Annotated in this window: 17 protein-coding genes; 2 read left to right on the top strand and 15 right to left on the bottom strand. The window is 35.5% G+C overall.

Going from position 1 to position 14,227, the window contains the following annotated elements:
* Nucleotides 1–4 precede the first annotated feature (4 nt).
* From ACS127_RS11550 to ACS127_RS11515, 8 genes are all read right to left on the bottom strand, one after another.
* Nucleotides 5–2,149, bottom strand: a complete 2,145-nt coding sequence (locus ACS127_RS11550) for a penicillin-binding protein (protein ID WP_440895194.1) — start codon at nucleotides 2,147–2,149, stop codon at nucleotides 5–7.
* Nucleotides 2,150–2,167: 18 nt separating this feature from the next.
* A complete protein-coding gene (gene ftsL, locus ACS127_RS11545) occupies nucleotides 2,168–2,554 on the bottom strand; it encodes a cell division protein FtsL (RefSeq protein WP_440895193.1) in 387 nt (128 codons plus the stop codon).
* Nucleotides 2,551–3,528 (bottom strand): 16S rRNA (cytosine(1402)-N(4))-methyltransferase RsmH, encoded by a 978-nt coding sequence (rsmH, locus tag ACS127_RS11540; protein ID WP_440895192.1) that lies wholly within the window; start codon nucleotides 3,526–3,528, stop codon nucleotides 2,551–2,553. The genes ftsL and rsmH overlap by 4 nt, the downstream gene beginning before the upstream one ends.
* A gap of 20 nt (nucleotides 3,529–3,548) precedes the next feature.
* Nucleotides 3,549–3,980 (bottom strand): division/cell wall cluster transcriptional repressor MraZ, encoded by a 432-nt coding sequence (gene mraZ, locus ACS127_RS11535; RefSeq protein WP_440898125.1) that lies wholly within the window; start codon nucleotides 3,978–3,980, stop codon nucleotides 3,549–3,551.
* 193 nt (nucleotides 3,981–4,173) lie between these two features.
* The gene (locus tag ACS127_RS11530; protein ID WP_440895191.1) at nucleotides 4,174–4,554 is read right to left on the bottom strand and encodes a DUF3397 domain-containing protein; all 381 of its coding nucleotides are present in this window, start codon (nucleotides 4,552–4,554) and stop codon (nucleotides 4,174–4,176) included.
* A 261-nt stretch (nucleotides 4,555–4,815) separates the two neighbouring features.
* Nucleotides 4,816–5,280 carry a Myb-like DNA-binding domain-containing protein gene (locus ACS127_RS11525; RefSeq protein ID WP_440895190.1) on the bottom strand — a complete coding sequence of 155 codons (465 nt, stop codon included), beginning with the start codon at nucleotides 5,278–5,280 and terminating at the stop codon, nucleotides 4,816–4,818.
* Between the two features lie 410 nt (nucleotides 5,281–5,690).
* Nucleotides 5,691–5,864: a 50S ribosomal protein L32 gene (gene rpmF, locus ACS127_RS11520; protein ID WP_440895189.1), complete on the bottom strand. Its 174-nt coding sequence runs from the start codon at nucleotides 5,862–5,864 to the stop codon at nucleotides 5,691–5,693.
* Between the two features lie 75 nt (nucleotides 5,865–5,939).
* Nucleotides 5,940–6,461: a YceD family protein gene (locus ACS127_RS11515; protein WP_440895188.1), complete on the bottom strand. Its 522-nt coding sequence runs from the start codon at nucleotides 6,459–6,461 to the stop codon at nucleotides 5,940–5,942.
* A 142-nt stretch (nucleotides 6,462–6,603) separates the two neighbouring features.
* Between ACS127_RS11515 and ACS127_RS11510 the strand changes: the two genes are divergently transcribed.
* On the top strand, nucleotides 6,604–7,824 hold the full coding sequence (locus ACS127_RS11510) for a nucleotidyltransferase (protein WP_440895187.1): 1,221 nt from the start codon (nucleotides 6,604–6,606) through the stop codon (nucleotides 7,822–7,824).
* Nucleotides 7,825–7,847: 23 nt separating this feature from the next.
* On the opposite strand, the gene ACS127_RS11505 is transcribed toward ACS127_RS11510, so the two are convergent.
* Nucleotides 7,848–8,852, bottom strand: coding sequence for a SepM family pheromone-processing serine protease (locus ACS127_RS11505; protein WP_440895186.1), 1,005 nt, complete (start codon nucleotides 8,850–8,852; stop codon nucleotides 7,848–7,850).
* 194 nt (nucleotides 8,853–9,046) lie between these two features.
* Here ACS127_RS11505 and ylbJ point away from each other — a divergent pair, with 194 nt between their 5' ends.
* Nucleotides 9,047–10,261: a sporulation integral membrane protein YlbJ gene (ylbJ, locus tag ACS127_RS11500; RefSeq protein WP_440895185.1), complete on the top strand. Its 1,215-nt coding sequence runs from the start codon at nucleotides 9,047–9,049 to the stop codon at nucleotides 10,259–10,261.
* 494 nt (nucleotides 10,262–10,755) lie between these two features.
* Here ylbJ and coaD read toward each other — a convergent pair whose 3' ends face one another.
* The 6 genes from coaD to ACS127_RS11470 all read right to left on the bottom strand — a co-directional run bounded on the left by coaD (nucleotide 10,756) and on the right by ACS127_RS11470 (nucleotide 14,163).
* A complete protein-coding gene (coaD, locus tag ACS127_RS11495; protein ID WP_440895184.1) occupies nucleotides 10,756–11,241 on the bottom strand; it encodes a pantetheine-phosphate adenylyltransferase in 486 nt (161 codons plus the stop codon).
* Complete coding sequence (rsmD, locus tag ACS127_RS11490) at nucleotides 11,234–11,803, bottom strand: 16S rRNA (guanine(966)-N(2))-methyltransferase RsmD (RefSeq protein ID WP_440898124.1); 570 nt, start codon at nucleotides 11,801–11,803, stop codon at nucleotides 11,234–11,236. The genes coaD and rsmD overlap by 8 nt, the downstream gene beginning before the upstream one ends.
* 483 nt (nucleotides 11,804–12,286) lie before the next feature.
* On the bottom strand, nucleotides 12,287–12,562 hold the full coding sequence (locus ACS127_RS11485; protein WP_440895183.1) for a YlbG family protein: 276 nt from the start codon (nucleotides 12,560–12,562) through the stop codon (nucleotides 12,287–12,289).
* A 42-nt stretch (nucleotides 12,563–12,604) separates the two neighbouring features.
* Nucleotides 12,605–13,036 (bottom strand): YlbF family regulator, encoded by a 432-nt coding sequence (locus ACS127_RS11480; protein ID WP_440895182.1) that lies wholly within the window; start codon nucleotides 13,034–13,036, stop codon nucleotides 12,605–12,607.
* Between the two features lie 59 nt (nucleotides 13,037–13,095).
* Nucleotides 13,096–13,542: a spore coat protein YlbD gene (gene ylbD / locus ACS127_RS11475; protein ID WP_440895181.1), complete on the bottom strand. Its 447-nt coding sequence runs from the start codon at nucleotides 13,540–13,542 to the stop codon at nucleotides 13,096–13,098.
* Between the two features lie 195 nt (nucleotides 13,543–13,737).
* Nucleotides 13,738–14,163 (bottom strand): CBS domain-containing protein, encoded by a 426-nt coding sequence (locus ACS127_RS11470; RefSeq protein ID WP_440898123.1) that lies wholly within the window; start codon nucleotides 14,161–14,163, stop codon nucleotides 13,738–13,740.
* Between the last annotated feature and the right edge of the window lie 64 nt (nucleotides 14,164–14,227).

Below are 14,227 nucleotides of genomic sequence, written 5' to 3'. Positions count from 1 at the left end.
TCTATTAATCTGCTGAGAACTCGGTTAATAAGTAACGTCCTTCTTCAATCACTTCATCTGGCTCAATACTCTGCTCAGCAACATAGCCTGAACCAATCACTTCAAGATCTATTCGAGCTAAGCGGGCAAATTCGGTCACATTTCTTAGTGACCAACCTGATAAATCAGGCATTTTGGGTTGATCTGTCATTAAAATCACCTTTTGTGTTGATAACACGGTCGTACCCGGTTCCATATTAGCATCAACTATTTGATCACCATCCCCAATAACAATAGGCTCAATTCCGTTATCAGTCAATTCTGAGAGCAGCGTCTCTTTTGACGTATTTCTCCAATCTGGCAATTCCATTTGATGAACTGTTTCGTTACGCTCTTTATCTGGTTGAATATTTAAATAATGTAACCCATTCTCCATCACATGCTTAAAAATAAAGGAAACGGGCGCTGAACCTGATTCATCCTCAGATAATTTCGGTTGTTTAACTGTTATATACATCATTAACCTAGGATCATCACTAGGTGCCATTCCTAAAAATGAAAAAATATAATTTTCATGTCCTTCTAGATAGCCGGATTCGCCCCCAGAAATTTGTGCTGTTCCTGTTTTCCCAGCTACTGTATAAGAATCTAAATTATATATACTTGTTGCTGTACCTACATCTGAAGTCACAACAGATTCCATTGCTTCAAGAACTTGATCGGCAGTTTCTTTTGAGATGGGCTCACCGACAACTTCCGGCTCATTTGCTTCAATGACCTCACCAGAATTTGAATCGATAATGTTTTTTATTACATAGGGCTTCATCATCTTACCATCATTCGCTAAAGCAGTTGATGCCTTAACCATTTGGATTGGAGTCACTGTAGAACCCTGTCCAAAAGAAGTCGTCAATTGTTCAACTGGATAGCGATACAATAAAGTTCCTGCCTGTTCTCTAGGTAAATCGATACCTGTAGGTTGATCAAAATGAAAAGCTTTTAAATAATCTAAATAAAGGTCTGTCCCTAACTTTTCCCAGACGATTTTTGACATCGCCACATTAGATGAACGTTGAAAACCTTCCTCATAGCTAATTTCTCCCCAATTTTGACTATAATCTGTTATGGGTCGATCAATTTGATCGATGGCATACGAACCGGATTTATAGGTTTCTTTGGGATTATAAACGCCTTCTTCAATCGCGGCAGCGATAGTAAATGGTTTGACAGTTGAACCTGGCTCGATCGGGGTTGAAACAATATCGTTATACCAATTCTCAACATCATCTAACTCATTTGGATTATAACTGGGACGATTACTCATCGCCAATATCTCACCTGTTTTAGGGTCAACTACCGTCGCAGTCATACGTTCTGGTTGATACTCTTCTTCGACCTGCGACATAGCATCTTCTAAAATTGTTTGGATTTTTTGATCAAGGGTTAACGTGACATCAAAGCCATCTTTTGCTTCCACAATGACTTCATCTGAATTCATTAATTTGGTATTGAATTTATCACGTTGAAAAGAAATTGATCCTTTTTCACCACTTAATAAATCATCAAGTTGTGCCTCAATCCCAGTGATTCCAGTAATCATATGATCATCGTTACTCTGAGCTAATCCAATTACTTGCGATGCAAAGAGTCCATTAGGATAGTATCTTTTGGCTTCCTCAGTAAAATGAAGACCTGGCAATTCTAATGCTTCTATTTCATTTTTTTGTTCTCTTGTGAGCTGACTTCCATTACCACCAAATTCAACCTGAAATTGTCCGTTTTCCACTCCAGCATTAAGGATTGAATAAACCTCGGATGATTCCATGTCTATAATAGGTGCTAACTTTTCAGCTGTTGATTCTAAATCTGCAACATGATTTAAACGTGTTTCAGGATTTGGTGAATAGTCTTCATCTACAATGGCATAAAGTCGATAAATAGTAAAATCTTGGGCAAGTTTCATACCTGTTCGATCAAATATATAACCACGCCTTGCTGAAAGCTCACTGTAATTCGTTCTTTGCCGATCAGCCCATTCTTGTAAATCAACACCTTGTATTTCTCCTGATACTTGAATAAAAATGAGTCGACCTGACAATACGAAGAAGAAAATGGCGAAAATCCCGAAACATAGGTTCAATTTCCAGTTGCTTTTCTTGCTATTTTTCAACTTCGACACACCTCACGATTACTCAGCAATTTGTGATGCTTGTTTGACTTGTGTATTTTGAATGTCTAAACCATTTTCTTTAGCAATCTTTAAAATACGTTCTGGATTGCTATAGTCCATAACTTGGTGGTTTAGATTTTCATTAATCATTTGTTGCTCAGATACTTCTCGCTCCAATCTTTGTAAATCACGATTCAATGAATCAATATTGGCATTATATGAGATCATAAATACTAAAGCTATTGATACAGCCACTCCGAAGATACCACCTAAGATTTTTTCACCTGGAGTAATTCCTGTAGATTTAACTTTAACCAGTTTCTTCGGCTGCTGTTGCTCCTGCTCAGCATGTCTTGATCTTTGTGGCATTGTTGATTGATAGTTTCTTGCTTCATTTAAGCTCATGTTTTATGCCGCCCTTCTTGATAGAAAAATTGTTCATCCCATAATTTAACTTTTTCTACAATACGTAATTTGGCTGATCGAGCTCGTCTATTTTGTTCAAGCTCATCATCAGTTGGAATAATTGGCTTTTTCGTTATTAATTTAAACGGAGGTTGACTCGTTTCTGGAATAACGGGAAAATTTTTAGGCAGTGGTGGAACAGTACTCCATTTTTTAAAAGCCTGTTTACAAAGCCGATCTTCTAATGAATGAAAAGTAATGACAGCAATCCTCCCGCCAATAGCCACTTTTTCAGCCGCTTGATGTAAGACATCATAAAAGGCATTAAGTTCATCATTTACTGCAATTCGAATCGCCTGAAAAATTCGTTTGGCAGGATGTCCTCCTTTTCGCCTCGCGGCAGCTGGGATAGCCTCTTTAATAAGGTCTACCAACTCATAGGTTGTTTCAATTGGTTGAACATCCCTTTTTATTTCTATTTTCCGTGCGATTTGTTTTGCATATTTTTCTTCACCATATTTGAAAAAGATATGAACAAGTTCTTGGTAACTCCATTCGTTAACCACTTGATAAGCTGAGATTTGCTGTGATTGATCCATTCTCATATCAAGTGAAGCATCATGTTGATAACTAAAGCCCCGATCTCCATAATCCAATTGCGGGGAAGAAACACCTAGATCAAAAAGAAAGCCATCAACATGACTGATTCCTTTTTCAGTTAAAATTTGGTTAATATATCTAAAATTAGAATGGACAAATAATATTTTGTCTTGATAAGGCAATAGTCTTTCTTTAGCTGCTGCTATTGCATACTCATCTTGATCAAATGCAATAAGTTGACCACTCGTTAATCTTTTTACAATTTGTTCAGAATGACCGCCGGCACCTAAGGTTCCATCAACATAGGTGCCTTTGGGTTGAATATTTAAGCCAATGATTGATTCATCTCGTAAGACGCTGTTGTGCTCAAACAAGTAATCACCTTCTTTTTAATTTAAAAATCAATTTCCATCATATTTTCAGTTATTTCTGTAAATGTTGATTCCGACTCATCCATGTAATCAGCCCAAATTTCTTCAGACCAGATCTCAACACGATTAGAGACCCCAATGACAGCACATGCTTTCTCAATCTGAGCATATTTTCTAAGCGGAGCTGGTAAATTAATCCGCCCTTGTTTATCAATCTCACATTCTGTTGCACCCGAGAAAAAGAAACGGGTAAAGGCGCGAGCGTCTTTTTTCGTTAATGGGAGCTTTTTAATCTTCTCTTCAAGGATGCGCCATTCCGTACGTGGATATACAAATAAACACTGATCCAAACCACGGGTAACGACAAAGGATTCGCCTAGCTCATCACGAAATTTAGCCGGCATGATCATCCGACCTTTCTCGTCCGTATTATGTTTGTATTCTCCCATAAACATAATAATCGCCCACCTTTTTTTATAGTTTACCACATCCCCCCACTTCCCACCACACTTTTTTGGATAATCTTTTGTAAATATGTAAAATAGTACATGTGTTCGTGTTTTTGCCAATAAAAATGACTGTCGAGAGTTTCTCAACAGCCTATCCAGCACTTCTACTGGTTTTTTGCTTTTCTTTAATTCAATTGGTTTAAGTAACAAGATGAAGATAAATCGATAACAAAGCTAACACTATATTTGCTATGAAAAAAGTTAAAAATATAAATCGTAAATATAATTGCCAAATTCGTTTAATTCTAATGTCGTTCGTCAGCTTCCATTGAATAATAATAAATAATAAAAAGACAACTAATAAAAAGATAGCCAAATTCCCTAACCAATTCATGTCAAATGACTCATGAACAATGAGAATAGTTGAGATTAAATATAATATAGCTGTATATTCCATGCTTTTATGGATGGCTTTTTTTCTATTTGCAAATATATATTTTAATATGTAATAAACAATGAGGGTAACGATTATTGGACATGTTATTGAAAAGGCTATTAAATAAGCTATAATTTGTGACATTCTATCTCCCACATTCTCAATTTGATTCTTTATTGTTATAATCGTAAAAATCATATACCATGTTAACGATTTCGTCAAAAATTAGCAAGGGGTGTCATCTGGAAACTCACTTACTTACCGACAGCTCTCAGTTCTATAGCAGTAAGCTTCCTCATTTAGAAAATCCGGAATAACGTCTGAACCCAAAATAACTAGATGAGTTAATCACAAATAATATAACGGGCTTGTTACACCTAAGCCCGTTGCTTGAAAACCTTATTTTCAATCGATCTCTTCAATTAATTTTTTTATATTATTTATTAATGTTTGATAGACAACAAGTTCTTGCTGAAGCCGCTTATTTTCCTCAATCATTTGGCGAGATAATTTATCATCAATTTGTCCAGAATCATTTTCTGATTCATTTTTTAACTTTTCCAACCAATGAATCGCTTGATCCAGAGTCGATTTTGCATGGTTAGACTGCACATCTTCATTTTGCTCATACATTTGATCATATTGGTATAGTTTTCGTGATTGTTTGGCCTCTTCAATCGCACTCGTATAACGCTTTCTAATAGTAGCATTCCATCTAAAACCACATGCAGCAGGTGTTCGATTTAATTGATCTGCTACATGTTTGAAGCTTTCTAGTTGCGTATGTCCTTTTTTTATATATTCGATGACCGTCTTCGCAAGTAATTGATCTTCTTCTTTTGTCCAAGCATCTTGTCTATTTGCTCTCATCTTCTCCCGCTCCTTATTCCTATTTGCTTTATCTATATGCAGAACTTTTAACTGATAGAATAAGGATCTTATTAGAAAAACTTATTTTTGTTCATCCTTTAAAGAAAAACATTAGATTTGCTTATCTTTAGAGCTTTACATTTCGCCTTTGTCAAATAAATTCTTGGGATCATACCTCAGAATAAAAAAATACACCTATTCTACGGTGTAACTGCTTCGTAGCTTTCCTTAGCACGACTACTCGACTCAAAATAGCGGGATAACTTGCTGAAGTATTACTTGCGATTATTCGTCCTGGCAAAATATTAACTGGTATTTTATCCTTCTAACCTGTAAAAAAATACTAGTTCAAATTTGAACTAGTATTTTAGCAGAACATGAAATTGTCATGTCGTCTTCAGGGTTAATAATTAGGATTCAACAACCTCTTTACCATCATAATGACCACATGCTTTACATACATGGTGAGGTCTTGTGAGTTCTCCACAATTTGAACATTCAACCATGCCTGGCACAATTAATTTTTTATGAGTACGTCTTTGATTTTTAACCTTTTTAGATGTTCTTCTTTTTGGTACTGCCATCACTTACACCTCCTTCACTTCCGAAACGAAAATCCCCTAGATAAAAGAATGGAAGTGATTAAAATACATTTATCTTTATTGATTTTCATTTTTCTCATCATTTAATAGTGACTGTAATTTCGCAAATCGGGGATCAATTTCTTCCGCCTTTTCATCTTCTGAAATTAAAGTCCAACCGTCACCGGTTGAAAGAGTATTCCGTTCGAGCTCGTCTTCTTTTGCATAAACCCGAAATGGAACTTCTAATAAAACATTTTCCTTGATTAACGGTTCTAAGTCAAGAACTTCACCCTCAATGGGATGGATTTCTATATCCTGATCCTCATTTAGATGAGGGTCTTCTGAAAACACCTCAACCGTGTTAATTTCAAATGGATAACGCACGTCAACAAGTGATCTTGCACAAGGTAAGATCATAACACCAGAAATATTAAGCTGACAATAGATAAAGTCATCTCGGATCGACGCTTCACATTTGACAGAAACTGAACCTATGTCTCGAATATCGTTATTTAACGCCTCGAGTTCGGAAAGATCCACTGATGCTTCAATTGGTAAAACATCCGACTGAAGAATCTTTTGAATCGGAATTTTCATTACTATCACCTCGAAAGCACAAAGTTTATTTTAAAAGGTATCCTGCTATTTGTCAATATAATTTCTTTACAGTGATAGAATTAACTTATTTTAGCTAGTTCGTATCATTGTGTTACAATATTAAAGAACAGGAGTGATTAACATGAAAGCGGTTGGTTTAATTGTTGAATATAATCCCCTCCATAATGGGCACCTTCATCATATCGAACAAGCTCGGTTAAAGTCAAATGCAGAGGTTGTAATTGCCGTCATGAGCGGAAACTTCTTACAACGCGGAGAACCAGCTATTGTCGATAAGTTTACCCGAGCAAAGATGGCGGTCAAGCAAAAGGTCGACCTCGTTTTTGAACTCCCTACTGTTTATGCCATTCAGCACAGTGATATCTTTGCCCATGCAGCCATTCGTATTCTAAATGAGCTACAAGTTACCGATATTATCTTCGGCAGTGAACAAGGTGAGATGAAACCCTTTAATACGATTTGGCAACAACTCAATAACAATCAGCATCAATATCAAACAGAACTAATCGATCAACTAAAGCAAGGAAATAACTATCCTCAAGCAAACAAAACGGCTATTGAATCGATTTGTCCAAACTTACCTATTGATTTACATAAGCCAAATAATATTCTAGGATATAGCTATTTAAAAGCACAGAAAAAAATAAACCCTGAACTAAATCTTGATACAATCAAACGTATTCAAGCTGATTATCATCAAGAACAGGTATCACAGCCAATCACAAGCGCAACAAGCATTCGATATCAACTTGAAAAATCACTAACCGAGTATGATTACCAGGATCTTTCCATACCATTGACGAGCTACCATCTATTACAAAACTATTTAAATCAATCAAGTATATTTCATAAATGGGAATTATACTTTCCTTTATTAAAATATCGTATAATAAGTGATTCAATTGAACAGTTAAGAATGATTAATGGCATGACAGAAGGTCTAGAATATCGATTAAAAGATAAAATCATCGAATCAAAATCCTTTACTGCCTTTATCGAGCGAGTACAAACCAAACGTTATACTAAAACACGTTTGCAACGACTTTTCACTCATATTTTATTACAGCTAACCAAAGATCAAGTCACCGAGCAATTAGATCAAATCGATCAAATAAATGAACTCCGGTTACTTGCAATGACAAATAAAGGGCAAACTTATTTGAATCAGTTGAAAAAGAACAAGACAATTAAGATTATAAGTCAACTAAAAAAAGGACTATCAGATACCTTGGTCATCGATGAACAAGTATCATTAATTTATTACTTACCTCTAAGGATGGAAAGCCAACTCTTATTAAGAAAACAGGAATTTAGCCCTCCATTTAACATGCACACTGACTAACTATTTAGCCAATGTGCATGTTTTTATTGCAAATAATCAAGTGCCTCTTGAAAACTGTCTACTGGAACAATTTCCATATCTGTATCAATCACCTCTGCCGTCTCTTTGGCAATCTGGTAGTTAGAGTTTTCTCTCCCCTGTTCATAAGGAGCAAAAAAGATGTCGCAACCTTCACGATCAGCAGCAATGACTTTTTTATCTACACCGCCAATTCGATAAACATTACCATCATAATCAATCTCACCTGTCCCCGCAACACTTAATCCATTGGTTAAATCCCCTTCTGTAAGCTGATCATAAATTTCAAGTGCTAAAACAAGCCCGGCACTTGGTCCGCCAATATCTCCACTAGCAAACTCGACCGATCTATCCATTTCGACTTCTCGATTAGTGACTAACTGTATACCAATACCAAATTGATCAGGTTGATTAGGGAAGGGAACTAATTCAATCTCTGTTTCAAATGACTCCCCAGCACGATCTACAACAAATGTTAACTTATCACCCACTTGGTAATTCTCAACAATTTCGATTAAATGATCCGCATCAATCACTTTCGTACCTTCAACCTCAATTATCTTATCCGCCGTTTGTAACACTGTTTCTGCGGGCATACCATCTAAAACAGAGACCACATAAACACCCTCATACTTAATATCAATTTGTTCATGAGCTTCTTGATAGGCAACTACAATAGCAGCCTCCTGTGAGCTTTCCATTAATTGCAATTGAGCCTGCATGTAACTATCTCGATCATACCCCTCTGGAAATACTTCTTCTAAAGGATGGATATCTTGATATTTTGAAAAATTAGCGATTAATAAAGAAAGTGGTGTCGCTTGCCCCCCTCTAACTGTGACAAGATGGAGGTCACCCTCACTTTCTGCTGCTGCTTCCACATGAACGACGGGATTTAATGGATCCGCTGTTCCTGGACTATATATATAATAAGGTAATGGTAAATATGAAACAGCAAGAATACATACAATGAATAATAAATATAATCCAATTTTTTTATATTGACGCAATGATAAAAGCTCCTTTCTCATTTATATTGCAAAAGTTGATTAACACATATTTTAAATTTTAACAATTAAAATTTATACATAATGTCAATATCAACATGCGTATAGTAATAGAAGATTTGTTGATTAGCATTAGTGATATTCTACTCTTTTTTTTATTCAATGTATAGCAAGTTAATGACTTACTTAATTGAGGAGTGATCAAATTGAAGGCACGCTTGAAATCTTTCTTGTTAGCAGGTGGTGCTCTAATGTTCGCAATTTGTCTTCTGATCATGCCAGCTGAGACAGTAGCAGCTAGCAAAAGAGGCTTGGATATTTGGACTGGCTCTGTCTTTCCGTCTTTATTGCCCTTTTTTATTACTGGAGAACTTTTGATTGGTTTTGGGGTTGTTCATTTTATTGGTGTCCTGTTTGAACCCATCATGAAACCTGTTTTTAATGTTCCTGGGGTCGGGAGTTTTGTTTGGGCAATGGGGATGGCGAGTGGCTATCCTGCAGGAGCCAAATTCACCGCTAGGATGAGACAAGAAGGACATCTTAATAAAGTTGAAGCAGAGCGACTCATTGCATTTACAAATGCTTCTAATCCATTATTTATTATTGCGGTCGTTTCAGTGAGCTTCTTAAAAGCACCTAGTTTAGGCCTTTTATTAGTGATTGCCCATTATGGCAGTAACTTATTAGTAGGATTTTTAATGCGATTTTATAAAATGGGAGAGCAACCATCTACCCGAACAAAATCTAGTGAAGGGATATGGCGAAGAGCATTTGAGACATTACACCAGACCCGTATAAAGCAAAGCAAACCATTTGGTAAGCTATTTGGCGATGCTGTGATCCACTCTGTTCAGACATTACTTATGATTGGCGGCTTCATTATGATTTTTTCTGTTTTATCAAGCGTTTTAATTGAAACAGGTATCTTAGTGTGGATTAGTCAATTACTTGAATCCATTTTTCTATTATTTAAGCTTCCTCCTACACTCGCACTTCCATTTTCTATTGGTCTATTTGAGATAACAATTGGCGTACAACAAATTGCAAGTTACATTGATGAAGCACTGGTTATCAAAGCCATACTAGTTAGTATTCTGCTTGCCTTTAATGGTTTAAGCATTCATGCCCAAGTAGCTAGTATTTTAGCTGATACAGATATTAAATTCTCTCCTTACTTTTTTGGACGATTAATTCAAGGTCTATTTTCTGCTTGCATTGTTATTTTCTCTTATCCATTCATCTTAACAAGCAACAAAGCACCAATCGGGCAAGCTATTCCAGTTCAAGGCTTATTTTTTAATCAGCTTTGGGATCCTATCATTAGCTTTATTAGTCAATACGGCATAATGATATCTTTAATAACATTGTGGACTAGTCTTTTTATCTATAGTTATCGTCTCATTAAACATTAGAAAAATTAGGCTTTATACATCCTTACTTGCACATAGATAGGTTGGCTTCTACAATTCTCATTGAGAATAGGAACTTAGTTCATGAGTCTTTTGAATCCTTCAATTTTTATACTTACACTAACAAAAGTCAGATAAAAGGATTTTATAGCATTTACCTATTATTTTTCACAATTTCAACTTCATCACAGCTTTGTTGCATGACTTCCATAGTATGTTTACATATCTCGTCGAAATTTTTCAGGACACGCTGGTGTTAATCGAAGATCTTTATTTCAGTAAAGCATTGGGTTTGAATTATTCTCTGTTGTTGAGAGTATTACGTCACTCCTCAGCCAATATAGTTAGGATGGGGACAAACAAGGTAAACAGTCAATAGAAATTTTATCAAAATGAGTTTTCCCTTTTACAGTAAGCACCATTTTATCACTCTAAAATGAACTAAAGGAAAGCTGGGGCACTTTTCAATGCTCGCTTACCTTTTCAATGAGAACAAATTAGGATTGCTTAAATTTTTCTTTGAGTGCTTGTTCAACAATTTCAGGAACAAGATCCGTCACATTCGCATGAAACTTAGCAACTTCTTTTACGACACTTGAGCTGAGAAAGGAATACTTATTATTTGCCATAATATAAAAGGTTTCAATCTCTTCATAAAGTTTACGGTTCATCGAGGTAATCTGTAATTCATACTCGAAGTCACTAACCGCTCTTAGTCCCCTTACTAAAGCATTAGCTTTCTTTTTTCTGGCATAGTCCATTAATAAACCACTATGACTATCAACAGACACATTATTAAGATGTTTCGTTGCCTCGGCAATTAACTCCATTCGCTCATCAATCGAGAAAAGCGGTGACTTGGATTCATTGTGAAAAACAGCGACAATCACATGATCAAAAACCTTTGCTGCTCTTTCGATAATATCCAGATGGCCATATGTAATAGGATCGAAACTACCTGGACAAATAGCTAATCTACTCATTGTCATCATCCTTCCTTTTGTAAAAAGATATCATTGTTGTGCTACCGTATTTTTCAGTACGTACTTGTTGAAATGTAGCAATTGTCTCTGGTAAAGTCAGACTACTATCATGTTCACAAATAATTGTCGTGTCTAAATGTGTGATGGGTTGCTTGTTAATTTCCTCAAGCAATCGCCCATATAGCCCTTTTTTATAAGGAGGATCAAGAAATATAATATCAAACTTTAATTCCCGTTTCCCAAGTGCCTTCAATGCTCTAAGTGCATCATTTTGATAAACTTCAGCTCGATCAACTAATTTTAGATTAGTTAAATTCTTTTTTATCATTTGAATCGCCTGCATTTGTTGATCAACAAAGACTACCTGACTTATGCCTCTACTCAACGCCTCGATACCTAAGCTTCCGCTTCCTGCAAAAAGGTCTAAAGCATGACCACCGCTGAAAAAAGGACCAATAATATTAAATAATGATTCTTTAACTTTATCAGAAGTTGGTCTTGTTAATTTATTTGAAACTGTTTCAATCGAGCGTCCTTTATATTCACCAGATATGACTCGCAAAATTATCACCTCATCATATAGCTCACCAATTATGGCTTTCAATTGCACCTAATATTATCACAAAAAAAATTGAAAAACCATATGCGATTAAATTTTAAACAGTCATTATAGTTGAATATTATTTATATTATATGGTCATACTTAGCTAATGAAGTGACGTTAAGCATAACATCACTTCAGGAAGACGGAAGGAGCCTACGTTTCCCCATAGGCGCTTTTTCCGGTTTCTCCTCTCCCTTTGCCTTTTTAGTTCATAATCTTGAACTAAAAAGGGCCTGCAGAGTACTATTCTGCAGGCTTTTTCTTTATTTATGAAAGGATAAAAATTTGGGAACATAGTTCATTTATTTAACAATCTTCTTATGATAAACCAACATTAATTTTCTAAAACCAGCGTATTTCTTTGACCTCATCAGTAGCTCCCCAAGTTGTCTAGCTTTGAGCAACTACACTTTTGCTCTATCTTTCAAACTTTCTTTAAAATCAAATTCCCATTTTATAATCATATTCCTTAGCTTCATCAACTTTTGCATTATCAAATTCTTGTTTTATGAATGGTTTATATGATAAATCGACTTTAGATACAAAGGGTAACTTCTCTAATTTCAATGCTTTCTCTTCAACTTGATCTTGATCAACATATATTAAAGCATAACGTAATTTCCGTGATACTGAAATTAAATGACCATAACGCTTTATTTGTTTGATATTTTTCATATGCTGGAACCAAATAATCAGTCCCTGTCGTTTTGTTCTCATCATAATTTTCCTCACTCCAACCCTTAGCCTAGCAAATCTTTTTTATGCGCTACAGCCACAACTTCCACCATGACTACAGCCACCTTCAGTAAATAGAGCACCATCACGCGGCACCATAATCTGTTTGCTGACACTAAAAGCTATCTTCTCACTAATATCATCTAGTAATGTTTGAAACTCACGTTCAGCTAGTTTAAATTGTGCAACAGGTTCAAGCATATCTACCTCGCGCTTCATCAATCGTACTTCTTTTGTTGTTTTGCGATAGTCCGGATGATAACGGCCAAATCTCTGTACTTCTTCATACTCTTCCTTTTTGTGCTCAAAAGTCTTAAGTAATGCCTGTGCCTCTTGATCTTGTTTTAGTTGTTCTTTTTTATCTATATAATGCATCATTTGCTCTGAATTAATAATCATCTCTGATAATTCATCTGTTAGATCTAATATATTAATAATTTCTACTGTAGCTAACATGATGGTCACCTCCATTAAACATATTATATCAGTTATTTAATAAAAAAAAAGCTTGATCATTAAAATAAACGTCGATTCATTCTACTCATTGGTGGTTGAGGTGATTGAGGTAGTTGCGGTGATTGGGGTAATTGTGATGATTGCGGCGATTGTGTTCGATTACCACGTATTTCGGAAAAATGGTTAAGTAATTTTTTTAGTTCACCAATAGCCGAGTCTGCTTGCTTTAAATGTTGTTCAATCTGATCAAATTCAATTTTACTTACCAATCCTTTTAGTTGCTCAGTCCAACTTTTCTTGTTTTCATTTTCTGATTTTTTACTTTTCTCTTTTTCATCCTCAATAAATGGATCCCAAAATGAGTCTGTTTCTCCATACTTTTGATAATGTTTAAAATAATAGTTAAGATCATGTTTTCCAGATCTTGCTTCTTGAATAATTTTAGGGTGCTTCTCTACAAATACTTTGAATTTCTTAACATCTGGATGGAGTTTTGATTCAGTCAATGTTCGCTCACCTCCTATTGTTTTTCTATTATAATCTATGTCATATTTACCATTAATGTAACCCATCTCAATTTGAAAAACACACTCCAAATAACAACACTCGTCTTTTACCAAGTGTCTTAATTTTTCTTATCCTATCTGTCAATAAAAGACCGACCTTTTGGTCAGTCTTTAAGTCTAAAACTAATCAGATAATTAATGAAAATGATCTTGTTCCGAAATATCCTCAAGTGCCTCTGCAGCAATATGATCTGAATGTTGTTCATTAGCTAAATCTGCTAATGAAACAATTCCAATTATTTCTTTACCTCTCACAACCGGCAAACGCCGAATTTGATGCTTACTCAGCAGTTCACCTGCTTTGTCAACAGTCATATCCTCTTCACAAGTAATCATATCTTCTGTCATACATTGCTCAACCTTTTCCTCCGGGTCCTTACCTTGCGCATATCCTCTGATGACTAAATCGCGATCTGTAACTATCCCTAATAAATGATGTTGATCATCACATATAGGTACTGCACCTACATCTTCATTAGCCATTAGCTCTGAAACTTTAGCAAGCGTGTCGTCTGCCCGACTACAAACTAGATGATCTGACATAATATCTTTTACTTTCATCAAGATTAAAAAACCTCCATTATCGTTATTTTAAGACTTTTTTGTCTACAATGAATAGTATGAG

This window comes from Amphibacillus sp. Q70, from assembly GCF_052055485.1.
In the GTDB taxonomy this organism is placed as follows: Bacteria; Bacillota; Bacilli; order Bacillales; family Amphibacillaceae; genus Amphibacillus.
Note: the sequence above shows the minus strand (reverse complement) of the source record. Positions and strands in the feature narration are given on the sequence as shown.

What these genes read in the sequence shown, in the direction of transcription:
- mraZ (WP_440898125.1), bottom strand. Translation starts at nt 3,980, where the DNA reads ATGTTTATGGGAGAATACAAACATAATACGGACGAGAAAGGTCGGATG.
- ACS127_RS11510 (WP_440895187.1), top strand. Translation starts at nt 6,604, where the DNA reads ATGAAAGCGGTTGGTTTAATTGTTGAATATAATCCCCTCCATAATGGG.
- rpmF (WP_440895189.1), bottom strand. Translation starts at nt 5,864, where the DNA reads ATGGCAGTACCAAAAAGAAGAACATCTAAAAAGGTTAAAAATCAAAGA.
- ACS127_RS11530 (WP_440895191.1), bottom strand. Translation starts at nt 4,554, where the DNA reads ATGTCACAAATTATAGCTTATTTAATAGCCTTTTCAATAACATGTCCA.
- ACS127_RS11480 (WP_440895182.1), bottom strand. Translation starts at nt 13,036, where the DNA reads ATGTTAGCTACAGTAGAAATTATTAATATATTAGATCTAACAGATGAA.
- ACS127_RS11470 (WP_440898123.1), bottom strand. Translation starts at nt 14,163, where the DNA reads ATGAAAGTAAAAGATATTATGTCAGATCATCTAGTTTGTAGTCGGGCA.
- ACS127_RS11485 (WP_440895183.1), bottom strand. Translation starts at nt 12,562, where the DNA reads ATGAGAACAAAACGACAGGGACTGATTATTTGGTTCCAGCATATGAAA.
- ftsL (WP_440895193.1), bottom strand. Translation starts at nt 2,554, where the DNA reads ATGAGCTTAAATGAAGCAAGAAACTATCAATCAACAATGCCACAAAGA.
- coaD (WP_440895184.1), bottom strand. Translation starts at nt 11,241, where the DNA reads ATGAGTAGATTAGCTATTTGTCCAGGTAGTTTCGATCCTATTACATAT.
- ACS127_RS11525 (WP_440895190.1), bottom strand. Translation starts at nt 5,280, where the DNA reads ATGAGAGCAAATAGACAAGATGCTTGGACAAAAGAAGAAGATCAATTA.
- ACS127_RS11515 (WP_440895188.1), bottom strand. Translation starts at nt 6,461, where the DNA reads ATGAAAATTCCGATTCAAAAGATTCTTCAGTCGGATGTTTTACCAATT.